We start from the raw sequence: 26,065 nt of genomic DNA on the forward strand, positions 1-26,065 counted from the left end.
CTCTTTTTTCTCTTTACATACTCCAAGGAACAACTAGCAAAAGTGGAAAGGATGATTTCTCGTGATTTTGGACTATCTGCAAGTGAAATCCGCGTATCAATTGAAGGTGGTACCGCAGCGTAGAGAGATTACCTTTTTAACGAAGCTGACAGGTATTGCGCAGTTGTGGCGCTGGAATGAAGAGTACAACCGCTCGGAGCAAGTGACCTTTTTGCCTGATCGTGTGGTAGAAGTTGACCATTCCCCGTGCGGAACGAAAACGATTGTCGGTATGGACAACAAGGGTGACGAGCGACAGCAGTTCTTTTTGCTAACAGAAAATGGTGCAGTCGTGAAGCCCCTGACAGACGCTCCTGATTATTTTCACTATTTGGGAGGATGGTCTCCATGTGGGAAAAAGATCGCGTGGTCCAGCAATCGTCGCAATCCGCGCAGCTTTGATATTTTTGTACAGGATGTCGAGAGCGGTGCGTATGAAGAAGTCTTCCGCTATGATGGGCGCACAGATCCAATCGGCTGGCTACCAGACGGGACAGGACTCATTTTCAGCGTGCAGGAGACCAACATTGACAATTGCCTGTATTTGCTGAATCTGCAAACGAAGGAAGCACAAAAGCTCGCCATTTGTAATAAACATGCACGCTACCATTCCTTGGTACTGTCTAATGACGGACAAACGGGATATCTCGTAACCGACCGCGATGAAAACACAAAGGCGTTGTGCCGATTTTCACGGAGTACAGGAAAGCTGGACAAACTGGTGCACGACCCGAAATGGGACATCGAGGAGGCCAAATTATCCCCCGACGAGAAGCTACTTGCCTTCACGATCAATGAAGGAGGCTACTCCGTTCTTGCTCTCTATTCCTTGACAGAGCAACGCTGGGAGCGGGTGGAGGAAGCGCCACGGGGAGTGATCTCTTCCTTGGCGTGGGTGAGTGATGATCAGCTCGCTTTTACGCTGAAAAGTCCAACACTTCCAGGCGATATCTGGACGTATACCATTTCGGAGAAAACCAGCAGACGTGTGACGAACATTGGTCAATCTGATGCTCTGGAGGATAAACTCATCGAGCCGGAATTGTGCACGTTTCACTCTTTTGATGGCTTGGAAGTACCGTATTTCCTCTATGCTAAAGATACATCCGAGCATGCAGAGAAAAAACCAGTCGTCGTCTACGTCCATGGTGGGCCAGAGAGCCAAATTCGACCGGAGTATCATCCTGTTTTTCAATTTTTGGCGAACGAAGGCTTTACGGTGGTAGCACCGAATGTTCGCGGCAGTATGGGCTACGGTCGGGAATATGTCCAGCTTGATGATCGCCGCAAGCGGATGGATTCTGTAGCAGATTTGGCTTGGCTGGTCAAAGATTTGAGCAACCGTCCAAGCGTTGACCCGAATGCGATCGGCATCATGGGCCGCAGTTACGGAGGCTTCATGACACTGGCTGCGCTTACGCATTACCCTGACCTGTGGGCCGCGGGTGTTGATATTGTGGGGATTTCCCATTTCAAAACCTTTCTGGAGAACACCGGGGCATGGAGACGGAGATTGCGTGAGGTGGAGTACGGGTTTCTCGGCGAAGACGATGACTTTTTTGAAGAAATTGCTCCTTTGAATCATTCCCATAAGATCACGGCTCCGCTTCTCGTATTCCACGGTCGCAATGATACGCGTGTTCCTGTCAGCGAAGCAGAACAGCTCGTAGCTGACATGCGAGGCAGGGGACAAGAAGTCGATTTGCACATTTTTGAGGATGAAGGCCACTTTACCGAAAAGCTGGACAATCACATCACGTTGAATCAAAAGATTTCCCAGTTCTTTTTGGGGCAACTTGCATCCACCAATAAAATCGAGGAGTGAGTAGCATGACGCAAGCAAAAAGAGGCATAACGGCTGAAGATTTGTATCAAATGCGGTACGCGAGCGATCCGCAGCTATCACCAGACGGAAAAACGCTTGCTTATGTGGAAAATCAAATCGATGAGTCCCATGCTTACCAAAATCACTTGTATTTACGCAAATTGGATGCAGGTGATCCACGGCCATTGACGTCTGGCTCCCGCGACACCTTTCCGCGCTGGTCGCCAGATGGTTCAAAGATTAGCTTTGTTTCGAACCGATCTGGAAAACCACAAATTTGGCTGATCGATGCAAACGGAGGAGAAGCAAGGCAACTCACGCGTTGCAAAAACGGTGTCAGCAATCCGATTTGGTCACCTGACGGCACATACATTGTCTTCTCGTCGATCCTGGATGAAGGTGAAACCTTCGCAGACCCCGAGGGAACCGAGGAGAAAGAAAATACCAAAGCCATTCATGTCGGAAGAATGAAGTACAAATCCGATGATCTCGGGTTCATTTACGAGAAAAACAAGCAGTTGGCCGTTGTTCATGTAGAAACAGGCGAGGTTACTCCACTCAGCGATGGCCCGTACAATCATACGATTGGCTCCTGGTCGCCGGACGGAAAATGGCTCGCCATTACGGCGAACCGAGCAGAAGACCCTGATATTCAGCATAGTGTTGACGTTTTTCTCATCCCTTCGGAAGGGGGAGAATGGAAAAAGCTGACTAACAGCAAGGGGATTTTTGCCTATCCAACCTGGTCACCCGACGGTAAGAAGCTAGCGTATATCGGAAGTGAATTGGACACGCATTTGTACGCAGCGCAGAAGCGCATCTGGGTATATGATTTTGAAAAGGGCGACTATACTTGCATCACAAAGGATTGGGACGTACAGGTTGGCGATTCCACCATCGGGGACATGCGCTCGCCAGGTCACCCGAATCCAGGCGCTGTATGGACAGCAGACGGAAGAGGCATGTATTTCATTGCCAGCGAGCGAGGAAATTCCGGCATTTATCACATAACGCTGGACGGACAGGTCACGAATGTTGTAGCGGGCAACCGGAATATATACGGCTTTTCTCTGCATGAGAACGAACAAACGGTGGTTGCTGCCATCAGTGATCCGTTTACGCCGGGCGACTTGTATCAAGTAAGTCTGAAGGACGGAGAAGAAAAACGTCTAACAGCGCTGAACGAAGAGTTATTTGCGGGTATTGAGCTCCCAGTTCCAGAAGAAATGGAGTTTGTCGCGAAGGATGGCTGGAAGCTGCACGGTTGGATGCTCAAGCCTGTCGGTTTTGAAGAAGGAAAAAAATATCCGATGGTTCTGCAAATTCATGGCGGGCCTCACTCCATGTACGGAAATACGTTTTTCCACGAGTTCCAGCTACTCGCTGCAAAAGGCTACGCGGTACTCTATACGAATCCGAGAGGGAGCTTTGGCTACGGAGAGCGTTTTGTTCAGGCGTGCTGCGGTGACTATGGAGGGAACGATTACCGCGATTTGATGACGGCCGTGCAATTTGCATGCGATCATTTCGATTTTGTCGATGAGGATCGCTTGGGTGTAGCAGGCGGCAGCTACGGTGGCTTCATGACGAACTGGATCGTAGGTAAAACCAATCGATTCAAAGCGGGTGTAACCGATCGGAGTATTTGCAACTGGGTAAGCTTTTACGGTGTCAGTGATATCGGTTACTTCTTCACTGCCGAAGAGATTCAGGCAAATCCATTCACGAATCCGGAAAAAATGTGGCAGCATTCACCGATTCGCTTGGTAGAGAACATCGAGACGCCTCTGCTGATCATGCATGGAGAACATGACTACCGTTGCCCAATCGAACAGGCGGAGCAGCTTTATGTAACATTGAAGCATCAAGGCAAGGCCCCGGTGTCCTTTGTCCGTTTCCCGGGTGCCAGTCATGAGCTTTCCCGCAGTGGTGATCCTGAGCAACGCGTGTTGAGGCTGCAATATACGACAGATTGGTTTGACAGTTATTTGGTTGCACACCAAAAAGAGACAGTCGAATAAGCAGTAAGTGCCAATAGGAGGTGCCCGATCGTGAACAAAGAACAAGTGATAGGTATCGTGCAAGAAAATTTGCCGCATGCAATCGAGAAGCTGATGCAATATTTGCGTTTTCCAACCGTATCCGCACAGCATAAGGCCATCCCAGAGACGGTTGAATACGTGGTCAAGATGATTCATGAGGTTGGTGGAGAGACAAAGGTACTCGACAATCTCGGCGGCAATCCAGTCGTGTATGCGTTTTTTGCAGCAGGCAGTGAAGGAGACGCCAGCAAAACGATCCTGTTTTACGATCACTACGATGTTCAACCACCTGAGCCGTTTCATGAGTGGAACACGGAGCCGTTTGACCCTACGATCATTGATGGAAAGCTGTATGCCCGTGGTGCTGCCGACAATAAAGGTGATCTCGTTGCGCGTCTGACGGCGATTCAGATTTTGCAGCAGCAAGCAGGCGGTTTGCCTTGCAACATCAAGTTCCTGATCGAGGGAGAAGAAGAGATTGGCAGCCCGAATCTGGAGCCATATCTTCGAGCGTACAAGGATCTTTTCCAGGCGGATGCCTGCATTTGGGAATTCGGTGGAAAGGACGAAAATGAGCGAATCAGTATGGTTGCCGGGATCAAAGGAATGGCGTATCTAGAGCTGACCTGCGTTGGGGCAGATATCGACATGCACTCCTCTGTCGGAGCGTATGTAGACAATGCAGCGTGGCGCCTCATACAGGCATTGGCGACGATGAAAAATCAGCAAAACGAGATTTTGGTCGAAGGCTTCTTCGATGGGATCGAGGAACCGACAGCGGATGAAAAGAAAGTTGTTTCCGAATTGCCGTTCAGTGAAGAGGCGACAGCAGCGCTATACGGTTTGAAACGCCCATTGATTACCGCGGCAAACCATGTGGACCCACGAGAAGCCATGGTTTTTCACCCGACTATGACCATTTGCGGTCTGGATAGCGGCTATACGGGAGAGGGCGCGAAGACGGTGCTGCCGAAAAGTGCGAAGGCCAAGTTGGATTGCCGTCTTGTCCCAGGACAAGATCCACAGCACATCATGAATTGCATCGAGAATCATTTGGAGAAGCATGGTTTTACGGATATTACCGTCACCATGATCAATGGACAAAAAGCGTATCGCTCCGATTTCCATCATCCATTTGTTGCTCACGTACTGGATACGGCTCGCGTTATTTACGATCAGGAGCCAGTGCTTTCTCCAAACGCGGCAGGCACGGGTCCGATGTATATTTTCGGGGAACAGCTCAAGCTTCCGGTTGTCAGTACAGGGGTAGGCTGGGTAGGCTGCAAAGTACATGCGCCGAACGAATCCATCCGTTTGAAAGACTTCGAGGAAGGAATTGCCCATATGGTTGTCATGCTCTCTGGATTTGCCAAAGCGCTGTCAGAGTAGCAACAGACGAGTGAAGGGATCATGCAATCCGATAGCGAAAAGGGGGCCTTTCGTGTAAAAAGGTCTCCTTTCCTATTTGGAGCCCTCTTGCAGCACTTCCAGAGTGGCTTTGCTTTTGCAAACCATGTACAATCGTAAATGATAGTGTACATACATTTACAGGAGGCGAAATGCGTGAACAGCGATACACATCCATACGAAATCGCAACCTTTGCAGGCGGATGCTTCTGGTGCATGGTCAGTCCGTTTGACAAGATGCCAGGCATTCAAAAAGTCGTCTCCGGCTATACAGGCGGTCATGTCGAAAACCCTACCTATGAACAGGTATGCTCTGATACGACGGGACACTATGAAGCCATCCAAATCACATTTGATCCGTCGCTCATCTCCTACGAGGAATTGCTGCAGATGTTTTGGAGACAGATCGACCCGACGGACGCTGGTGGTCAATTCGGTGATCGAGGTCAATCGTATGCGCCTGCGATCTTCTATCATAATGAAGAGCAAGAAAGGCTTGCGCAAAAATCCAAGCAAGAGCTGGATGCGAGCGGTCGTTTCCAAAAGCCCATTGCAACGCTGATTTTGCCAGCCAAGCCGTTCTATCCGGCGGAGGAATACCATCAGGACTACTATAAGAAAAATCCGGTCCGCTACCAATACTACCGCGCGGCATCAGGCAGAGCGAAATTCACCAAGGAAGCATGGCGCGACCGTACGAAGCTGGAAGAATTGAAAAAAATCTTGACCCCGCTCCAGTATGAGGTAACGCAAAATAACGGGACAGAACGTCCATTTACGAACGAATTTTGGGATCACAAGGAAGAGGGCATCTACGTAGACATCGTCTCCAACGAGCCTTTGTTCAGTTCCCTGGACAAGTTCGATTCCGGCTGCGGGTGGCCATCCTTTACCAAGCCATTGCAAGAGGAAAACGTAACCGAGCATGTGGATTTAACACATAATATGATTCGTACAGAGGTTCGCAGTAAAGATGCGGATTCTCATCTTGGTCATGTTTTCGAGGACGGGCCTGGAGAAAATGGATTGCGTTACTGCATCAATTCAGCCGCATTGCGCTTCATTCCGAAGGATCGTTTGGAGGAAGAAGGCTTCGGGGAGTATAAGCGATTATTTGAAAAAGAATAGAGTGTGGACCGCTACTCTCCGGGAAACATGGGAGAAGGGCGGTCTTTTTGCTAAACATACAACTAGGTAAACATATGAGTATGCCGGGAGGGTCCAATGTACACGCAGAAATCCTTACACAGACGAATTGGACTGTTACTCGCAGCAATCATCGCCATATCAGGCTGTTCCGGTCAGGAGCCGCCTCATAACAATCAAGTCGTACCGACACCCCAAAACGTTGCCGAGGGTGGAACGTTAATCATTGCACGTATGTCGGATGCCGCGAATCTCGATCCCCATTTTATTTTGACGATCAATGAGGCGAGTGTCGTACAAGGAAAAGTGTATGAAGGGCTCGTCAAACGTGATCGGAACATGAACATTCAGCCACAGTTGGCAACGGCATGGAAACAAATCGATGATCTCACGTGGGAGTTTACGCTTCGACAAGGTGTTGTTTTTCATGATGGAACTCCCTTTCATGCACAGGCGGTCAAGAAAACATTTGATCGCGTATTAGATCCAGCCGTGGCTTCTCCTCGGGCAGCCATGTTCGAAAAAGTAAAACAGGTAAGGGTCATCGATCCGTACAGAGTGCAATTCATCCTTCACAAGCCTTTCGCGCCTTTGCTTTCTATTTTGGCCAGTCACGAGGGGGGCATCATCAGTCCTGCTGCGATCGATCAATACGGACGGGAATTATCGCATCACCCGGTTGGTACTGGCCCTTATCAGTTCCAATCATGGGAGCCTGGCAGTCAAATTACGTTGAGCAAAAACCAGACTTATTGGGGCGAGACTGCTACGCTTGATCAAGTCGTCTTCAAAGTTGTTCCCGATGATGCAGCTCGTATTGCGATGGTCGAAAATGGAGAAGCCCATATTGCAGAGTCCGTCCCTGTCATGGAGCTGGATCGGATTCAAGCGTCCAACCAGATGCGTGTGTACCGCAGCGATGCGCTCGGGACGGAGTTTATCGGGTTTAATGTATCACGTCCACCACTGAATGATATCCGTGTGAGGAAGGCCATCAGTATGGCGATCGAGACGGGAGCGATCATTAAAGGGGTGTATAACAACGTAGGAACGAAGGCGAACTCACCGATGGGACCACATGTGTTCGGCTACAGTCCGACTGTGAAAAGCTACCCGTACGACATCAACCAAGCGCGTCGGTTGCTCGCAGAGGCGGGCTATCCAGATGGTTTTCCTATTCACATGATTACCTACAACAGACGGGATCGAATCTTGGTTGCCCAAGTGATACGGTCGCAATTAAAAGGGATCGGCATCGACGCGGAGCTAAAAGTCGTCAGCTACGATGAGTTTGTCCGAACCATTGAGAAAACGAAGGATCATGAGATTTTTGTCAGCGGCTGGGCAAATGCAACCGGGGATGCCGACTACAATCAGTACAATTTATTTCATACATCGGGAGGCGGGGCTGGCAACAGTTTTCAATACAGCAATCCCGAGCTGGATCGTCTGATCGAGGCTGGTCGTATGGAAACTGATCCTGCCAAAAGACTCGCCATTTACGCAAAAGCACAAGACGTGGAACTGCAAGATGCTTTGGTTGTTCCGATTCGCAATCTGGAGAATTTGGCTGTGATTAGCAACCATATTCAGGGCTTCTCCATCAGTCCAGCGGGTTATTTAAATATCGATCAGGTCGTGATTTCTCAATAAACATGTAACGAAACGCCGGTCAATTATGTCATAATAGGTACGTACTTTTATTACCTACATAATTGGATCAGCTCCAAAATGAAAGGAACGTTACAATGAGAAGTTTTCGACACCGACTTTTGCATCCGCTCGTACTCGTAACGGCAATGACATTCGTGTTGTCTGGATGTAACAGTACAGCGGCTCCACAAGAACCACAGACACCATCAGCCGTGGAGACGCCAACTCCTCCAAAGAAGGAAGAAGAGAAGCCAAAGGAGGAGACCACACCTCCACCGGCTGAAACACCAAAGCAAGAACAACCGGAGCAACCCCAGAAAGCGAAACCAACGGAAACAAAGCCGGCAGAAAAGCCAACCGCGGGTCAGCCACCTGAGCTATCATTCCCGGACATCGAGGTCGTGGGTGAGCCAGAGAGTGTTGCTGTACTGGTGAACAAACAACGCAAGCTTCCAGAGAACTATCAGCCAAATGATCTAGTGTTTCCAAACGTACCTTACTTGCTCCCGGAAAAGAGCGAGAAACGCAAAATGCGCAAAGAAGCTGCGGGTGCGCTTGAGCAGTTATTTGCGGCAGCCCAGGCTGACGGAATCCAGTTGGCAGGTGTATCTGCCTATCGCTCCCACGCCTACCAGAAAGCGCTGTTTAATCGCTATGTAAAAAAAGACGGCGTGGAGAAGGCACGGACTTACAGTGCCGTTCCTGGAACGAGTGAGCATGAGACGGGACTCGCCATTGACGTCTCGGGTAAGGATGGCAAATGTGCAGCAACGAGCTGCTTTGCCGGAACCAAAGAAGCGAAGTGGCTGGATGAAAACGTCGAGAAATTTGGATTTATCATTCGCTACCCAGAGGGAAAAGACGCGATTACAGGCTATATTTATGAGCCGTGGCATTTGCGTTATGTAGGTGTCGAGATCGCGCAAGAAATCAGGGAAAAAGGGATTACGCTCGAAGAATATTCAGGTGCCGTGCCTGTTTCCACACCAACGAATTAAGGAAGAAACGCCGATCTCTCACCGAAGAGAATCGGCGTTTTTGCTATGTAGTTATGCTATAATGTTCACGGGTGAAGATAATGGTCGAAAAATCAATCAGAGAACGTATTATTGAAACATCCATGCGCTTGTTTGAGGCAAATGGCTACCACAAAGTGACTGTGGATCAAATTGTGAAAGAAAGCGGAACGTCAAAGGGAGGATTTTATCACAACTTCAAATCCAAGGATGAACTCCTCTACATCATTCATGATCAATTTATTACGTATGTGTTGGAGAAAGCAGAGGAAGCTTACGAGAAGTGGGATACCCCAACGGAGCGACTCCAAGCCATCGTAAAATCCTTCGTCATGATGATTGATCTGTACCGCTCGCAGGTTACGATCTTTTATCAGGAAAGCTTGTTTTTAGCTCCCGAGTACTACACGGATATTGAAACGAAACGGGATCGCTATAAAAAAATCATGTTCACCGTCATTTCGGATGGGATCGAATCGGGTGAATTCCGTCCAGAGTTGCCTGTGCCGATTGTGTCTATGGCTATCTTTGGCATGGTGAACTGGATTTACAAATGGTATCAAAAGTCAGGGACGTACTCGATCGAGCAAATCGCGGATATTTACGCAGATATGGTTCTTCATTCTGTTTTGAAATCAGAATCGATGGAAAACCCGGCATTTCAACGTTTTTTCCTGCAATCACAAGAAAATCCCTTCAAGCCATTGTAGGGGTGCTAACAAGGATCATGCGGCTACACTCAAGCTTTTCGATAGGAGACAGGGGCATAGTCGCTTGATGGTCCCTTATGATATAACTTGATCAGACCAACTAGTTGGTCTGTACTAGTATTCTGACATTTGTTATAATATCAAAAAGACCAACTGGTCGGTCTTGAGCAATCATTACAGACCAACCAGTCGGTTCGTGAGGTTGTGACAGTCAGTATCGGAAATAGGGGAGGAATAGTTGTGCTTACCATTTACGAATTACGAGAACTTGTGAAGCTATTGGAGCAGACGGACATAGAATCTTTTGAGGTAAATGATGAAGATTCTTCTTTGCGTATCAAACGAAGAAATGGGAATCAAATCACAGCCGTACATCAGACCCCCGTACCGACCAAAAGCGCACCAATTGTGACGATGGCACCCGTTGTCCCTTTGCCTAAAAAAGAAACGATTGAGCGCCCGGTCGAAAAAGTCCCTGTAGAAGCGCCTCAGAAATCGGCGGAAGTGACGGAAAACTTGTACAAAATCACTTCACCCATGGTAGGAACCTTCTATGCAGCACCCGCAGTTGACGCAGCACCATATGTATCCGTCAATGATCGGGTAGAGCCAACTACCATTGTCTGTATTGTCGAAGCCATGAAGCTGTTTAACGAGATTGAAGCAGAAGTAAAAGGAGAGATTGTCCAAGTCTTGGTGGAAAACGGTCAGTTGGTCGAGCATGGACAGCCGTTATTCCTGGTGAAGCAGGCGTAATGGAGCAGCTTTTAAGGGGAGGACTGGAAGAGTGAGCAAACATACATGGTTCAAGGAATTCTCCGTTCCTACGTACGAGCAATGGCGGGAAGCGGCAGAAAAATCGCTAAAGGGCGCATCCTTTGATGCCAAGCTACTGACGAATTCGTACGAGGGGATTGTCCGCCAGCCAATCTATCGGTACGAAGATGTCAAAACATTGCCGCATCTGGAAGCGCTGCCAGGAGAAGCGCCTTTTCATAGAGGGAATCAACAGCCTAACGAGCGGAAGGAACACAAATGGCAGGTCTGTCAGGAAATTATCGCAACGAGTGCCAAGGCTTTCAATCAGGCGGCCGTAGAGGACTTAGGGCGCGGGCAAACGATGCTGCATTTGATGGTGGACCAAGCGACATTGGCTGGATTTGATCCTGACGAAGCATTGCCAGATACGATTGGTCACAAAGGGGTATCTGTTTTTTGCCGAGGGGATGTAGAGCAGGCATTTCAAGGGGTGAAGCTTTCAGAGGTCCCTCTTTTCGTGAACACAGGAGCACTTGGCTTGCCCGTACTTTCACTCATTTTGGCACATGTTGAAGCGACAGGCCAACAAGTCTCCGAACTTCGCGGATGCATCGGGCAAGACCCTGTAGCGGTTCTGCTCACAGAGGGCAAGCTCCCTTGTTCCTTGCAGACAGCTTATCACGCTATGGCAAGCATGACGAAATGGGCAAAAGATCATGCGCCTGAGCTAAAAACGATCCTGGTTCAAAGCAATCCGTATCAGGACGGTGGGGGAAATGCAGTAACCGAACTTGCTTTTTCTCTGGCTACAGGGGTCGACTATTTGCAAGCGATGCTTGAGCGGGGGCTTTCCATAGAGGATATCGCAACACGGATGCAATTCTCGTATTCGATCGGTTCAGACGTTTTCATGGAAATCGCGAAGTTGCGTGCAGCAAGAATGCTCTGGTCAAACATCGTGGCGGCCTACGGCGGATCAACGGAGGCCCAAAAGATGACGATTCACGCCAGAACTTCGGCCTGGACGAAGACGATTTACGATCCGTATGTCAATATGCTGCGTTCCACGACAGAAGCGTTCTCAGCCGTCATTGGCGGAGCAGACAGTCTGCATGTTTCCGCATTTGACGAAGCGATCCGTCCTGCCAATGAGTTTTCAAGAAGAATCGCCAGAAATACGCAAATTATTTTGAAAGAAGAAGCGCATTTGGCAAAAGTGATCGACCCTGCGGGAGGTTCTTGGTACGTAGAATGGCTCACAGATGCATTAGCGAAAAAAGCATGGGGGCTGTTCCAGCAGGTAGAAGCACACGGTGGCATGCTGAGTGCATTAGAAGCAGGCTTCCCACAAGGCTTGATTGCCCAGATCGCAGATCAAAAAGCAACGAGCATCGATACGCGTAAAAAGCGTTTGGTGGGAACGAACATGTATGCCAATACGGCTGAGCAGCCACTGAAGGCCGAGAGTCTTCCGAGCATTCACGAAGAGCGAGCAGCAGAAGCACAATCCCTTCGGCTGAAACAGGACACGACTCTTCTCACAGTAGCGCTCGATGAGTTGGCGAAACATACGGATGAGCTCGTGGAACGTGCAGTAAAAGCGGTACTTCATGGAGCGACTGTGGGCGATATCGCGAAAGCCATGAGACGTGAAGATTCAGTACAGACAATCATCCAGCCACTCCGTATTCACCGGGCATCCGAGCGCTTTGAAGCCTTGCGGATGCAGGCAGATGATTTCTTGAAAACAACAGGCAAAAGACCAACCGTGTTTCTTGCGACGATGGGTCCAGTGGCAAAGCATAAGGCACGGGCAGATTTCGCATCAGAGTTTTTTGCGGTTGGCGGCTTTGACGTATGGCGCATGCAAGCATTCTCTACCCCTGTAGAGGCGGCAGAAGCTGCGGTGGCATCGGGTGCGATGATTACGGTCATTTGTTCGGACGATGCGAGTTATCCGGAGCAGGTTCCACCTTTGGCTCAAGCGATCAAGCAACATGTACCTCAAATGACGGTTCTGTTGGCTGGCTTGCCTGACGCGGAGCAGTTGGCTACTTATAAGGCGGCCGGTGTAGATGATTGCATCCACATGCGTTCCAATTGTTACGAGATACTGCGAGAACTTCAGGAGCGGATAGGAGTGGGCACATAATGAAGCGACCTGATTTTTCACAAATGGCTTATCAGTCTAAAAGAGATGTGTCTGATTTGTTTCCTCAACTGGGTACAAACCCACAAGGAATGGAGCAAATGTGGCAGACACTGGAGCAGATCCCTGTAAAACCTCTTTACACAATGGAAGATGTGCAGGGAATGGATCATCTCGGCTACATGCCTGGCTTGCCCCCGTACACACGCGGACCGTATCCGACGATGTACGTGACTCAGCCATGGACAGTTCGGCAATATGCCGGGTTTTCTACGGCGGAAGAGAGTAATGCTTTTTACCGACGGAATTTGGCTGCGGGACAAAAAGGGTTGTCGATTGCCTTCGACCTCGCGACACATCGCGGCTATGACTCTGACCATCCCCGGGTAGTTGGTGATGTCGGGAAAGCAGGCGTGGCAGTTGATTCCATTCTCGATATGAAAATTTTGTTCGACGGCATCCCCCTCGATAAAATGTCCGTCTCCATGACGATGAACGGGGCCGTTTTGCCTATTATGGCGTTCTATATCGTGGCAGCAGAAGAGCAAGGGGTATCGCAGGCGGAGCTCACCGGAACGATCCAAAATGACATTTTGAAGGAATACATGGTTCGGAATACTTACATTTATCCGCCAGAAGCGTCGATGAAGATCATTTCCGATATTTTTGCCTACACCTCCAAGCACATGCCCAAATTCAACAGTATCAGTATTTCAGGCTACCATCTGCAGGAAGCGGGTGCCACCGCGGATATTGAATTGGCCTACACATTGGCAGATGGCTTGGAATACGTTCGTACTGGTCTTGCAGCAGGCATCGACATCGATGCGTTTGCGCCGCGACTGTCCTTTTTCTGGGCGATTGGCATGAACTACTTCATGGAAGTGGCGAAAATGCGAGCAGGCCGCTTGATTTGGGCCAATCTGATCAAGCAGTTCCATCCGAAAAATGAAAAATCGATGGCACTGCGGACACACTCGCAAACGTCCGGATGGAGTTTGACGGAGCAAGACCCGTATAACAACGTGGTGCGGACGTGCATCGAAGCCATGGCCGCTGCTCTGGGGCATACCCAATCTCTGCATACGAACGCTCTGGATGAAGCGATTGCATTGCCGACCGATTTTTCAGCCCGGATCGCGCGAAATACACAGTTGTTTTTGCAGGACGAAACAGAGATAACCAAGGTCGTTGATCCGTGGGCAGGCTCCTACTACGTTGAGTCCTTGACTGCGCAGCTCGTAGAAAAAGCGTGGGCGCACATCGAAGAGATCGAAGCACTTGGCGGTATGGCAAAAGCAATTGAGACGGGATTGCCGAAAATGAAGATCGAGGAAGCGGCCGCACGCCGTCAGGCACATATCGATTCAGCAAAGGAAGCCATTATTGGCGTGAACAAATACCGTCTGGACAAGGAAGATCCACTGGAAATTCTTGAAGTCGACAACACAGCCGTCCGGGAAGCGCAAATCAGACGTTTGCAGGAGCTGCGCAATAACCGGGATGAGGCGAGAGTGCAAGCAACTCTTCAAGCCATTACGGAATGCGCGAAAACGGGCGAAGGAAATCTGTTGGAGCTGGCCATTGAAGCGGCGCGAGCAAGAGCTTCTTTGGGAGAAATATCGGATGCATATGAAAAGGTCGTGGGTAGACACAAGGCGGTCATTCGCTCCATTAGCGGCGTCTACAGTTCCGAATACGCAGATGCCGATGAAGTAGCGGCTGTGCGCAAGATGGCAGACGAATTCGAGCAGTGGGAAGGCAGACGTCCCCGTATTATGATCGCGAAAATGGGTCAAGACGGGCATGACAGGGGCGCGAAAGTGATTGCTACCGCTTTTGCCGATTTAGGCTTTGACGTCGATATCGGTCCGTTGTTCCAAACACCTGAGGAAACAGCGAAGCAGGCGATAGAAAATGACGTGCACGTCATCGGCTTCAGCTCGCTTGCAGCAGGACATAAAACATTGCTGCCACAACTGGTGGAAGAGCTCAAGAAGCTGGGACGCGAGGATATTGTCGTCGTCATAGGCGGTGTTATACCGGCGCAGGATTACGGCTTTTTGCGAGAGCATGGTGCGGCAGCTATCTTTGGGCCAGGAACAGTCATTCCTGTAGCAGCCCAGCACGTTCTGCAAGAGATCGTGTATCGCCTGGAGGCTGCTGGACAATGACCGGGGGCAAGGCTGACAAGAATTTCTTGAACGTTTCCTCCAAGGCACGTCTCCCACGCTTATCAGTGGATCAATACGTCAAAGGCGTACGGGAAAACAACCGAACGGTTTTGGCGCAGGCAATCACGCTGGTCGAGAGCAACGCTCCCGCTCATATGGATATGGCTCAAGAGGTAATCAAACAACTGCTTCCTCATACAGGTCAATCCATACGCATAGGGATATCTGGTGTGCCCGGTGCGGGTAAGAGCACGTTCATTGAAGCATTTGGCAGTATGCTTTGCGAAAAAGGTCATCGTGTCGCTGTTTTGGCCGTTGATCCGAGCAGTACGGTTACGCGCGGGAGCATTCTCGGCGACAAGACGCGGATGGAGCTTTTGTCACGCAATCAACAGGCGTTCATCCGACCTTCTGCCACGGGTGGCACGCTAGGCGGTGTCAATCGGAAGACGCGGGAAACGATGCTGATCTGCGAGGCTGCAGGCTATGATGTGATTTTGGTCGAGACGGTAGGGGTTGGACAGAGTGAGACGACAGTCAGGTCCATGGTCGATTTCTTTTTACTGCTGATGCTGACAGGGGCGGGCGATGAGCTGCAAGGAATCAAAAAAGGCATCATGGAAATTTCGGATGCGCTTCTGATTAATAAAGCCGATGGGGAAAATCGCACGCGTGCCTTGATCGCCAAAGGTGAATACAATCGTGTTCTGCATTACTTGCAGCCGGCAACCACTGGCTGGGAAACGAAGGCATATATGTGTTCCTCCCTGACAGGGGAAGGCATTGAAGATATTTGGGAGGTCATCGGTCAATTTCGTGAAACCACCATCCAATCAGGCGGCTTCGAGGCAAGACGCAAAGCGCAGCTACTCGATTGGATGCACAGTATGGCTCAGGACTACTTGCGCGCGACCTTTTTCGGCAATCAGCAAGTAGCCGAGCTGCTTCCAACCATTGAGGGAGCCGTTGCGAGTGGCGAAATTTCACCGACGAGCGCCGTACAGCAATTAGTGGCGATCTATGAGAATACGATCATGAAAAAGGAATAGAGAGATGGTGGCCCTTATGAGTAACAATATGTACGAAAAAATTGATGAATTGATGGAACGTAAATATAAAATCCAGCTTGGTGGCGGAGATGCTCGTATCGATGCTCAGCATAACCGCGGCAAGTTGACTGCCCGCGAGCGGATCGAGCTTCTGCTTGACCCAGACACCTTTATGGAGCTGAACCCGTTTGTTGAGCATCGTGCTACACATTTTGGTCTCGACCAGATGGAGGCACCGGGCGAAGGCGTCGTGACAGGCTACGGAAAAATCAACGGTCGTCCTGTCTATTTGTTCGCGCAGGATTTCACGGTATTTGGCGGTGCTCTGGGTGAGATGCACGCGATGAAAATTGCCAAGGTGATGGATTTGGCAGCGAAAAACGGCGCCCCCTTTATCGGTCTGAACGACTCAGGAGGCGCACGCATCCAAGAAGGGGTAAGCTCGCTGGATGGCTATGGCACGATTTTTTACCGTAATGCTATTTACTCCGGTGTGATTCCGCAAATCTCTGTCATCCTCGGTCCGTGTGCAGGAGGAGCGGTATACTCTCCAGCGATTACGGATTTCGTGTTCATGGTAGAGAAGACGAGTCAAATGTTCATCACAGGGCCAAAAGTGATCGAAACCGTTACAGGTGAAAAAATTTCCGCAGAGGATCTAGGGGGAGCCAAAGTCCATTCGACGGTGAGCGGCAATGCCCATTTTACGGCAGAGACCGAACAGGAAGTATTGGAAGGTGTGCGCAGGCTACTCAGCTTCCTGCCACAAAACAATCGCGATCGCGCACCTGTGATAAAAGCAGAGGAGAATAATGGTTGGCAAGAGGAGCTCCTGGAGCTGGTACCTGCTGAAAGCACCAAAGTATACGATGTACGTAAGGTCATCGAAAAAATCGTGGATCACGGTGATTTTATGGAAGTACAGCCGAACTTTGCCCGCAATATCGTTATCGGTCTGGCGCGTATCGATGGACACAGTGTCGGCATTATCGCCAACCAGCCGAAGGTCATGGCAGGCGGACTGGACATCCATTCATCGGATAAGCTGGCACGGTTCATTCGTTTTTGCGACTGCTTCAACATTCCGCTCTTGACCTTTGAAGATGTCTCTGGCTTTTTCCCGGGAATCAATCAGGAGCACGGCGGGATTATCCGTCACGGTGCGAAAATCTTGTATGCCTACTCCGAAGCAACGGTTCCCAAAATCACCGTGATTCTCCGCAAAGCTTACGGAGGCGCTTATGTGGCCCTCAACTCCAAGTCCATTGGAGCAGATGTCGTGTATGCTTGGCCGAATGCAGAGATCGCCGTCATGGGTCCCGAGGGGGCAGCCAACGTCATTTTTGCAAAAGAAATCGAACAAAGTGAGGACCCGGCTGCGACTCGCGCAGAGAAAATTGCCCTCTACCGTGAAAAGTTCGCCAATCCATATGTCGCGGCAAGTCTCGGAATGGTAGATGATGTCATCGATCCGCGTGAAACCCGCCAAAAGGTGGCGCAAGCCTTGGAAATGCTTAGAAACAAGCAGGAAGACCGTCCGTACAAAAAGCACGGGAACATCCCACTTTAGAAAGGAGCTCTGATCGTGCTATGAAGCTGCATGAACTGCGTGAATTCATCAAGCTGGTGAATCAGTCTTCCATTGAGGAGCTGGAATGGGAGAAGGGCAAGACCCGCATCGTGATCAAGAAAAGCGCACCAGTCGAAGTCGTGGCTGGGAATGTGCCTGTACAGGTGGGAGAAGTGGAGCATGGCTATCAGGAGGCAGCCGCCACTGCTGAGTCCGTCGATGTCGTTGCTGAGGTACCTAAGGAAGTGACACAACAGGTCATGTCTTTAGGAGTAGGTCTGTTCTATGCGGAAGTGACCATAGGGCAGACTGTTAAAGCTGGCGAAAAGGTTGGACGATGCACGGCTGATGCTCTTCAGCTATCTGTCGACATTACGACTCCCGTTAGCGGCATTATCACGGAAATTCTCGTCGTGGATGGTCAATTTGTCGATTACGGAAAAGCATTGCTCGTTGTCAAAACTCAGTAGGAAGGAGTGCGCCTATGTTTACGAAAGTATTGATTGCCAATCGCGGCGAAATCGCTGTCCGCATTATTCGCGCGTGTCAGGAACTAGGGATACGTACAATCGCTGTCTTTTCTGAGGCGGATCGGGAAGCATTGCACGTAGAATTGGCGGATGAAGCGTATTGCATCGGACCTACGGCGTCCAAGGACAGCTATTTGAACATGGCACGGATTATGACGGTTGCTCTTCACACCAAGGCAGACGCTATCCACCCGGGTTATGGCTTCTTGGCGGAAAACGCTTCGTTTGCCCAGCTTTGCCAAGATTGCTCGATTACCTTTATCGGTCCCGATCCCGAAGCGATCACCAAAATGGGTGACAAAGCCGTAGCAAAAGCAACGATGAGTCAAGCGAATGTTCCATTAGTTCCGGGCACAGACGGCTTGATTGAAGACATAGATGAAGCCTTGCAGGTGGCGGAGAAAATTGGCTATCCTGTCATCGTAAAAGCAACGGCTGGAGGCGGCGGCAGAGGGATGCGTGTCGCTTTTGATGCCGATGAGTTGTCCAAGGCGATTCGGCAAGCCCAGAAAGAAGCGGAGACGGCATTCGGTAACGCCGGCGTCTACTTGGAAAAATACGTGGAAGAGCCGCGGCATGTGGAGATTCAAATCATGGGCGACAAGCACGGCAACGCTGTGTACTTGGGAGAGCGGGATTGCTCCATTCAGCGTCGTCATCAAAAGCTGGTAGAGGAAGCGCCATCTCCTGCGCTAGACCAAAGTCTGCGTGAGCAAATGGGGCAAGCCGCGGTAGCGGCAGCCAAAGCGGTTTCGTACCACGGAGCAGGTACAGTTGAATTTTTGCTAGACAAGCATGGCCAATTTTACTTCATGGAAATGAATACACGGATTCAGGTAGAGCATCCCGTGACAGAAATGATTACAGGGATTGACTTGATCAAAGAACAAATATCTGTCGCAGCGGGCAATCCGTTATCTTTCTCACAAGAAGACGTGAAAATCAACGGATGGGCAATCGAGTGCCGAATCAACGCAGAGAATCCTGCGAAAAACTTTATGCCATCACCAGGCAAGGTTATCAATTACTTGCCGCCTGGCGGTTACGGTGTGCGCGTGGACAGTGCGGTATATCCTGGCTACGAAATCTCTCCCTTTTATGATTCGATGGTCGCCAAGCTGATCGTTTGGGGAACAGATCGCAACGAAGCATTGGCTCGCATGAAGCGGGCGCTAGGTGAGTTTGTCATCGAAGGCGTGCATACGACGGTTCCCTTCCATGAGAAGCTGCTGGAGCACCCTGACTTTGTCGCAGGGAATTTCGCTACGAATTTTCTGGAGAAAAATACGCTGGAATTGTAACGAGCATGAAAGAACTGTAACAGGAACCGCTCTTTTGTTACAGTTCTTTTTTCATTTACCCGAAATAGACTGCAAACAAGTCTTCTGCGACCAGCGCTGGTTCCTCCCACTCCAAAAAGTGTCCTCCACATTCAAGCTGAACCCAACGAAGATGGAATGGAAAACAGAGTAAGCCTTCTTCGCAGCTTTTTATGTTTCTTTGAAAGTGATCAGGAGACTGCTGCCAAAATGGATAGAGAACGATGAAGGACGAAGGTATGGCTTACTGGATCTTGATTGCGGAGGATGACCCATCAGAGTCGCTACTGCGGTTTTTTTGGAAATTTCAATCCGATTGAGTTGCAGAGGGTACTGGATTCATAGCAGTGTTGACTTTATATTAGAATGATAGTAGTGTTCGAATATACTACTAAATAGGAAGGAGGTAACAGCTTGATTGATGAGCTTCGAAAAATCGGATTGTCAGACCTGGAAGCCAGATGTTATTTGGTGCTTCACGAGGAACCCAAAATATCTGGATATGAAGTGGCCAAGAAAGTTTCCGTCTCTCGGACAAACGTATATGCTGCACTTCGAGCATTAACAGAAAAGGGCATGTGCCGCATGATCGAATCGGAGCCTGTTCTTTATGATGCAGTACCGATCGAGCAGTTGATTCGTTTGTTACAATCGGAATTTGATCAAACAACCCGCGTCCTTCAAGAACAGCTGAAATCCACTCCCAGAACGTCTCCTTCCTTTTATAATTGGCAAGGTGATAAAGCGATTGAAACAGCCATCAAACGTATCATCTCAAATGCAAGCAAAAGCATTGTTGTCGATATTTGGTCTGAAGATGTTCATTGGGTAGAGGAACCATTGGTAGAAGCAGAAAAACAAGGGGTTGCTGTCACGCTAATATCCATTGGCGAATGCCATGCAAAGCTAAAAAATGTTGTCGTACATAAAAGGAGTGCGGAATGGAATCAAGTGCAATCCAGGAAGTTCTCTATTCTTTGCGATGCACATTCGGCATTGCTGGGCAGCTTTGGGCGTGGGATCAAGCCCACTATTCTGGAGACGGACCACCCGTCACTCATTGAATTGCTGCAAAATGCCTTCTACCATGACATTATCATGGGTCAGATCGAGAAGGATTTCAGCCAAGTGCTGGAAGAGAAATATGGGAGTGACTATGCACGTATTATCACCCCTTACAGGGAATACTTATAACGAGTATTTCCTCTTTTTTCAACAAAATTATAGTAGTATTCATTAATACCTCTGATAATCATTGGCAGGGAACTGACTTCCGTATGAACTACACCCATTTAGAAACGACAAGGACGCTGGACAGAAAACGATGGTGGGCACTGTTTGTTTTACTACTCGGAACGTTTATGGTTATCTTGGATTCTTTTATTGTGAATGTTGCCATTCCTACGATCCAGGAGCAAGCAGCTTCATGCGAGTACAACACAAATACAATTCATTGTGGCATCCTACGTACTGTCTTATGCCGTATTATTGATTGCCGGAGCTCGCTTAGGGGATTGGCAAGGAAGAAAAAGGATGTTCCTTGTAGGCATGGGGATATTTATTGTGGCTTCGGCGTTGTGTGGGATTTCAATGAGTGGGGGCTTCCTCATTTTTTCACGCGTAATCCAGGGTATTGGGGCAGCGATATTGATACCTCAGGTGTTGTCGATTATTCAGGTGATTTTTCCGCCTGAGGAGAGAGGAAAGGCTATAGGCTTTTATGGCGCTGTTTGGGACAAGGATTCGTTGGGGCCCCGCTGATGGGGACGATTATGTCAGGTGTACCGAAAGAGCACCTAGGTTCAGCCTCTGGTATTTTAAGCACCTTTATGCAGACAGCCAATCCCTAGAGGGTTGGCTGTTTGTTATGGAGGAGCCTCTCTTCTACGATTTCAACTCGTCAAGAAAGCTTCTTGCGCTGACCACTGAAGGTGTGCAGGCTTGTGAGGCTGAACTTTGGCTTGCATCTATGCTGCATGTGCGGCAGGATGGAAGTAGTTGGTTGGAAGGAAATGTAGCTGTGCAGCATTCACAGGAAATAATGGACGGCATAAAACCGTATTTGGCAGAACGGATACACATTTACTTGCAATGAGGAGGTAGCTATGGCATTACCCAAAAAAGGAACGCGGGGGATAACGGTAGGAGAGCAGCGATATCGGTGGGTCATTAGTCCAGCAGCGAAGGGTCTGCTCGCATTGACGATCCAGCACAATGAAGGGATAGGTCAATTGATTCGCGTGTATGTAAAATCAGATGTGAATGACTTTTGGGCGGAGTTTCCACTTGTGCAGCATTTGGATATGAGAGTGATAAAGCCAGCTGACGTTGCGGCCATCATTGAAGAGGCGATCAAGCTGGGATGGCAGCCTGACAAAAAGGGGACGCCTTTGAGCTTTGACTTCATCGGTAGTACGCTCGTCCAAAAAGGGGATACATAGGAATACCGGAACGGAAATTGTCTAGATAAGCAGAGGAGAAGAAGTCGGATGGAATGGGTAAATGTCAGTAAGACAAAGGATCTAGAGATCGTGCGAGCAGCAGTGGATCAATTAGATATTAACGAACGGGATCAACGCGGGCGAACACCGTTGATGCTTTTTATCACAAATCGAATGCCGCCAGAAGCGATTCAGATGCTTTTGGATAAAGGCGCAGAGCTGGAGGCGGAAGACAAGCTGGGCGATACAGCGTTGAAAAAAGCCGTCAAATTCAAGCAGGTCGAAGCCGTAAAACGACTGCTACAACAGGGAGCCGAGCTTGACTCTCAGCATGGCATTTTGGCCACTGCCTGGAATGCGGCCAGGAACGACAAAGCGATTGCAGACCTGCTGCTCGAAACGAAAGGCGCAGTACGTTTAACACTGTCTACTGAGGAAGAGGAAACGGTAGACGATATTTTATATGAGGAATCTGAGCAGAAGCGGTGCCAAAAAATAAAACTGCTTGATTCATCTGTCCTCCTTCATGCTGTAGTGAATGGCTACAACTGGGATAACGGACCGGAGGCGATGATTGCGGCCTTTGAGAACCCTGCCTGTGCAACGATCACTCTTTTGGATATGTATGAATGGATGGATGCCGACTATTGGCTGGAAATGGATGAGGAGGAAATCGCGGAATCGGAGGAACGAAAACGCTGGAGAATGCTCGCCATCCAATTAAAAGAGAAACTGGCAGATGAATGGGATAGGGGTTGATCATCATGTGTCGATATGGGATGTATGGTCCGTATAAACAAATATACGCCTGTTTCCCTTGCCGAAAAGTGTTCAAGCAAACCTCCAAGTATGAGTTAACGGAGGAAGAGTGGAATAAGATCAAGCATAGCTGTCCGCAATGTGGGATTGGAATGAAGGATATGGGGCATGATTTCAAGGCTCCAAAGCAAACAGATGTGAAGCAGTGGAAAAAGGTTGAAATCCTCTATCAGCATGGGTTTACCTATCATTCCTGTGGCTGTGGTGGTCCAGGCTACCGACCAGCCCAATTAAATGAAGTGCACGAATTTCTCGAAAAGAACAAGCGGTTCAAAACAGAGGGAGAGAAATTGCTGAATAGACTCACTGTAAGAATGTAACAATGAGCAGGGGGCGGGGGATCGTGGCAACATTCTTTTTGATCATGATTTACTTGTCGTTTATCAGCTTGGGCCTTCCTGATTCGTTACTGGGGGCAGCTTGGCCAGTCATGCAAGAAGAATATGGCGCGGCATTTGGTGTGGCAGGTGTGATCAACATTGTGATTGCGTCTGGAACAATCGTATCTAGCTTGATGAGCGGTGCATTATTAAAACGTTTGGGGACAGGACAGATCACGCTGATTAGCTGTTTGATGACGGCGGCAGCCTTGCTCGGATTTTCTTTTGCCCCATCGATTATATGGTTGATGGTATTGGCATTACCTCTGGGACTAGGAGCGGGCTCTGTAGATGCAGCACTAAATCATTATGTTGCCACGCATTATCAAGCCCATCATATGAGCTGGCTGCATTGCTTCTGGGGGGTGGGTGCTACGCTCGGCCCCATTATTATGTCTGGCTTTATGCGAGATCATGATTTATGGCGGAATGGATACTTGACCATTTCGCTCATTCAATTTGCGTTAGTCGTACTTCTAGCGATTACACTTCCTTTGTGGAAACGGATGGAGAACATACAGAGACACGCTGTCAAAGAGTCACAGGTTCAGCCGTCTCATGGGCAGGTAGAGCAACCGTTACGGACAAAGGGCGTCAAGCTGACATTGCTGACCTTTCTCTTCTATTGTGGGGCTGAAGCCTCGGTGGGATTATGGGGGAGTAGCTTTTTGGTAAATGCGAAAGAGCTACCTGCGGCTGTGGCGGCAGTGTGGGTAGCTATGTATTACGGTGGCATTACGGTTGGGCGATTTATCACGGGCTTTGTTACCTTCAAAGTGAGCAACCGCGTCCTGATTCGCAGTGGACTTCTCGTATCGTTAGCTGGGGCAGCGCTGTTGATGTTGCCATTACCGACTTTTTGTTCGTTGATCGGTTTTCTATTACTTGGGTTAGGCTTTGCTCCGATTTATCCCTGTATGCTGCACGATACTCCTGAACGCTTTGGGAAAGAGCAAACGCAAAAGCTGATGGGCTATCAGATGGCAGTTGCGTACACGGGTGCCACACTACTGCCTCCGTTGCTAGGGTGGCTTGCTGCACAGACGACCGTTTCGATTTTACCGTTTTTTACAGCCTTCTACATTGTGTTCATGCTATATGGTTCTGAGAGAGTCAATCGAATCATGAAGCAACGGACTGCCCAGTCAGAAATGATCTAGCAGGAGGGAATCGCTATTTTGACGATAGCATGTTTTGCAAAGCTTTTCCGTATAAAGACAGGGGTGCCTGGTCGCCGCTAATGTAATAGAAGATGCTCATGCCATTCTCAAGAGCAAGAATCGTCCATGCCATTTCATCCGCGGATAGAGTAGAGTCACTTTCTTTTGGCATCAATGTTTGTATGGCCTTGGAAAGATGCTGTACCGACTCGATGATCATGTTCGACCATCGCTTTCGAACAGACTCTTCACGCATGGCATAAAGCAAAAATTCCAGGTTCAGCATGGTCCACGTGCGATTTTGTTGCTGAACGGACATAAAATAGGCGTCCATGGCTTCGATAAAATGCGATAATGATGGCTGGTGATCAATTACATGATGGATATTGGACACATGTAATTGCATCTGACCTTCCAAAATAGCGAGAAAGAGATCTTCTTTGGACTGAAAATGAGCATAAACAGCTCCTTTGGTAAAACCCGCATGGTCTGCAATTTTATCAACGGAAGCTCCGTGGAAGCCTAACTGAGCAAAGGTCTCAATGGCTGCGTCAATGAGCAATTGCCGTGTTTCCTGTTTACGCTCTGCCTGGGTTAATCTGCGTCTGTTCATTCGTCCGCCTCCTTCTCTTGACAATCATACCATATAGAATTAACATTCCATATAGTATTTAAATCCTTAGTGGTATGTAAGATACAAATGGCAGTTTTGTAGGATTTAACCGTCTACTATGTCATGCTATTTTGGAGTACGATAGATATAGATCATCTAGTAAGAGGGGACAGTGTACGAATGCAGAGGGAAGAAAGCGTTGCAACGCGGAATCGGCCTATGTCCAATATTTTGGCGCAAACGGTTAAGACGGGGATTATCAAATCGAATCTGATTCCGATGTTTGCCGGATTAACATTGGCTTTATATACGTATCACTTCAGTCTAATAGATAAGCTGCCAGAAATCTTATTTGCTACAATCGGCTCTATTTTAATCATGGGTGCAGCGGGTGCCTTTAATAACGTGTATGATCGCGATATCGATTCGATCATGGAGCGGACGAAGAACAGACCTACGGTGACAGGGGATATATCAACGAAGACCGTTTTATGGCTCGCCTCCTTGATGACGATTTTTGGCTTGGTGGCTCTTGTCTTGGCAACACCGTTGGCTGCTATCATGGGTTTTCTCGGACTGTTTTTTTATGTCGTGCCTTATACGATGTGGACAAAAAGAAGGACGGTTTACAATACGGAGGTAGGAAGTATATCTGGCGCAATGCCGCCGCTCATCGGTTGGGCCGCCATTCACCCAGATATCACTCATCCTGCTATCCTTGGTCTCTTTATCATCATGGTCATCTGGCAAATGCCTCACTTTTATGCGATTGCGATTCGCAAGCATGATGAGTACAAGGCGGCTGGGGTTCCTATGTTGCCCGTCGTCAAAGGTGCAAGACGTACCTACATTCAAACAAATGTTTATTTGGTTATTTTGATTGCGAGCAGTTTTCTATTTTGGTCATTAAGTGCTGGTCTTACGTTTATGGCCCTGCTCCTGAATATTTTATGGCTGGTTCTGAGTGTTTTTGGATACCGGAAAATGGATTCACAGAAATGGTCGAAAACGATGTTTATATATTCACTGATTCATATGACGGTGCTGTTCTCGACGGTGATTATTTACTCGCTGATGGGCATTATCTTCAAACTGTAAATCAATGATCATCCAAGCTGCCTTCACTTTGAGGGCGGCTTCTTTTTTTGTCAGGGAACCTTGCGGCATAGCGGGTTTTTCTCATGTTCCACCAAAAATGGGCGCATGAACTGTGCACGAATACCCAACGTCACTTCATAAATCTAGAGTAGTTCCATGAAGTGGC

23 protein-coding genes are annotated in these 26,065 nt (G+C 48.9%); 22 read left to right on the forward strand and 1 reads right to left on the reverse strand.

Annotated elements, in window-relative coordinates; all coding sequences use genetic code 11:
• Window positions 1-61 precede the first annotated feature (61 nt).
• The 21 genes from AB432_RS14115 to AB432_RS14215 all read left to right on the forward strand — a co-directional run bounded on the left by AB432_RS14115 (window position 62) and on the right by AB432_RS14215 (window position 24,188).
• Window positions 62-1,864: a S9 family peptidase gene (locus tag AB432_RS14115; protein ID WP_048032810.1), complete on the forward strand. Its 1,803-nt coding sequence runs from the start codon at window positions 62-64 to the stop codon at window positions 1,862-1,864.
• A 5-nt stretch (window positions 1,865-1,869) separates the two neighbouring features.
• Window positions 1,870-3,885: a S9 family peptidase gene (locus AB432_RS14120; RefSeq protein ID WP_048032811.1), complete on the forward strand. Its 2,016-nt coding sequence runs from the start codon at window positions 1,870-1,872 to the stop codon at window positions 3,883-3,885.
• A 30-nt stretch (window positions 3,886-3,915) separates the two neighbouring features.
• Window positions 3,916-5,295 (forward strand): M20/M25/M40 family metallo-hydrolase, encoded by a 1,380-nt coding sequence (locus tag AB432_RS14125; RefSeq protein WP_048032812.1) that lies wholly within the window; start codon window positions 3,916-3,918, stop codon window positions 5,293-5,295.
• A 174-nt stretch (window positions 5,296-5,469) separates the two neighbouring features.
• Entirely contained in the window at window positions 5,470-6,441 is a 972-nt protein-coding gene (gene msrA / locus AB432_RS14130; RefSeq protein WP_048032813.1) for a peptide-methionine (S)-S-oxide reductase MsrA, read from the forward strand.
• Between the two features lie 96 nt (window positions 6,442-6,537).
• Entirely contained in the window at window positions 6,538-8,112 is a 1,575-nt protein-coding gene (locus AB432_RS14135) for a glutathione ABC transporter substrate-binding protein (RefSeq protein WP_048032814.1), read from the forward strand.
• Window positions 8,113-8,207: 95 nt separating this feature from the next.
• Window positions 8,208-9,110, forward strand: coding sequence for a M15 family metallopeptidase (locus AB432_RS14140; protein WP_048032815.1), 903 nt, complete (start codon window positions 8,208-8,210; stop codon window positions 9,108-9,110).
• Between the two features lie 80 nt (window positions 9,111-9,190).
• Window positions 9,191-9,838, forward strand: a complete 648-nt coding sequence (locus tag AB432_RS14145; RefSeq protein WP_007726477.1) for a TetR/AcrR family transcriptional regulator — start codon at window positions 9,191-9,193, stop codon at window positions 9,836-9,838.
• 240 nt (window positions 9,839-10,078) lie between these two features.
• Window positions 10,079-10,594 carry an acetyl-CoA carboxylase biotin carboxyl carrier protein gene (accB, locus tag AB432_RS14150; protein ID WP_048032816.1) on the forward strand — a complete coding sequence of 172 codons (516 nt, stop codon included), beginning with the start codon at window positions 10,079-10,081 and terminating at the stop codon, window positions 10,592-10,594.
• A 31-nt stretch (window positions 10,595-10,625) separates the two neighbouring features.
• Window positions 10,626-12,749, forward strand: coding sequence for a methylmalonyl-CoA mutase family protein (locus tag AB432_RS14155; protein WP_048032817.1), 2,124 nt, complete (start codon window positions 10,626-10,628; stop codon window positions 12,747-12,749).
• On the forward strand, window positions 12,749-14,920 hold the full coding sequence (gene scpA / locus AB432_RS14160) for a methylmalonyl-CoA mutase (protein WP_048032818.1): 2,172 nt from the start codon (window positions 12,749-12,751) through the stop codon (window positions 14,918-14,920). The genes AB432_RS14155 and scpA overlap by 1 nt, the downstream gene beginning before the upstream one ends.
• Window positions 14,917-15,969, forward strand: coding sequence for a methylmalonyl Co-A mutase-associated GTPase MeaB (meaB, locus tag AB432_RS14165; RefSeq protein ID WP_048032819.1), 1,053 nt, complete (start codon window positions 14,917-14,919; stop codon window positions 15,967-15,969). Before scpA ends, meaB begins: the two co-directional genes overlap by 4 nt.
• 4 nt (window positions 15,970-15,973) lie before the next feature.
• Window positions 15,974-17,539 carry an acyl-CoA carboxylase subunit beta gene (locus AB432_RS14170; protein ID WP_048032820.1) on the forward strand — a complete coding sequence of 522 codons (1,566 nt, stop codon included), beginning with the start codon at window positions 15,974-15,976 and terminating at the stop codon, window positions 17,537-17,539.
• Window positions 17,540-17,559: 20 nt separating this feature from the next.
• Window positions 17,560-18,009, forward strand: coding sequence for an acetyl-CoA carboxylase biotin carboxyl carrier protein (locus tag AB432_RS14175; RefSeq protein WP_048032821.1), 450 nt, complete (start codon window positions 17,560-17,562; stop codon window positions 18,007-18,009).
• A 14-nt stretch (window positions 18,010-18,023) separates the two neighbouring features.
• The gene (gene accC / locus AB432_RS14180; protein ID WP_048032822.1) at window positions 18,024-19,370 is read left to right on the forward strand and encodes an acetyl-CoA carboxylase biotin carboxylase subunit; all 1,347 of its coding nucleotides are present in this window, start codon (window positions 18,024-18,026) and stop codon (window positions 19,368-19,370) included.
• 432 nt (window positions 19,371-19,802) lie between these two features.
• Window positions 19,803-20,582, forward strand: a complete 780-nt coding sequence (locus AB432_RS14185) for a TrmB family transcriptional regulator (RefSeq protein WP_048032823.1) — start codon at window positions 19,803-19,805, stop codon at window positions 20,580-20,582.
• A 195-nt stretch (window positions 20,583-20,777) separates the two neighbouring features.
• On the forward strand, window positions 20,778-21,149 hold the full coding sequence (locus AB432_RS14190) for an MFS transporter (protein WP_082195920.1): 372 nt from the start codon (window positions 20,778-20,780) through the stop codon (window positions 21,147-21,149).
• Window positions 21,150-21,255: 106 nt separating this feature from the next.
• The gene (locus tag AB432_RS14195; RefSeq protein WP_048032825.1) at window positions 21,256-21,483 is read left to right on the forward strand and encodes a hypothetical protein; all 228 of its coding nucleotides are present in this window, start codon (window positions 21,256-21,258) and stop codon (window positions 21,481-21,483) included.
• A 10-nt stretch (window positions 21,484-21,493) separates the two neighbouring features.
• Window positions 21,494-21,829, forward strand: a complete 336-nt coding sequence (locus AB432_RS14200) for a hypothetical protein (protein ID WP_048032826.1) — start codon at window positions 21,494-21,496, stop codon at window positions 21,827-21,829.
• 48 nt (window positions 21,830-21,877) lie between these two features.
• The gene (locus tag AB432_RS14205) at window positions 21,878-22,588 is read left to right on the forward strand and encodes a DUF4274 domain-containing protein (RefSeq protein ID WP_048032827.1); all 711 of its coding nucleotides are present in this window, start codon (window positions 21,878-21,880) and stop codon (window positions 22,586-22,588) included.
• A gap of 5 nt (window positions 22,589-22,593) precedes the next feature.
• Window positions 22,594-22,968 carry a hypothetical protein gene (locus tag AB432_RS14210; RefSeq protein ID WP_048032828.1) on the forward strand — a complete coding sequence of 125 codons (375 nt, stop codon included), beginning with the start codon at window positions 22,594-22,596 and terminating at the stop codon, window positions 22,966-22,968.
• 23 nt (window positions 22,969-22,991) lie between these two features.
• Window positions 22,992-24,188 (forward strand): MFS transporter, encoded by a 1,197-nt coding sequence (locus AB432_RS14215; RefSeq protein WP_082195921.1) that lies wholly within the window; start codon window positions 22,992-22,994, stop codon window positions 24,186-24,188.
• Between the two features lie 13 nt (window positions 24,189-24,201).
• On the opposite strand, the gene AB432_RS14220 is transcribed toward AB432_RS14215, so the two are convergent.
• A complete protein-coding gene (locus AB432_RS14220; RefSeq protein WP_048032829.1) occupies window positions 24,202-24,801 on the reverse strand; it encodes a TetR/AcrR family transcriptional regulator in 600 nt (199 codons plus the stop codon).
• 180 nt (window positions 24,802-24,981) lie between these two features.
• Here AB432_RS14220 and cyoE point away from each other — a divergent pair, with 180 nt between their 5' ends.
• Window positions 24,982-25,899 (forward strand): heme o synthase, encoded by a 918-nt coding sequence (gene cyoE, locus AB432_RS14225; RefSeq protein WP_048032830.1) that lies wholly within the window; start codon window positions 24,982-24,984, stop codon window positions 25,897-25,899.
• Window positions 25,900-26,065: the final 166 nt, after the last annotated feature.

The organism is Brevibacillus brevis, from assembly GCF_001039275.2.
Taxonomy (GTDB): Bacteria; Bacillota; Bacilli; order Brevibacillales; family Brevibacillaceae; genus Brevibacillus; species Brevibacillus brevis_C.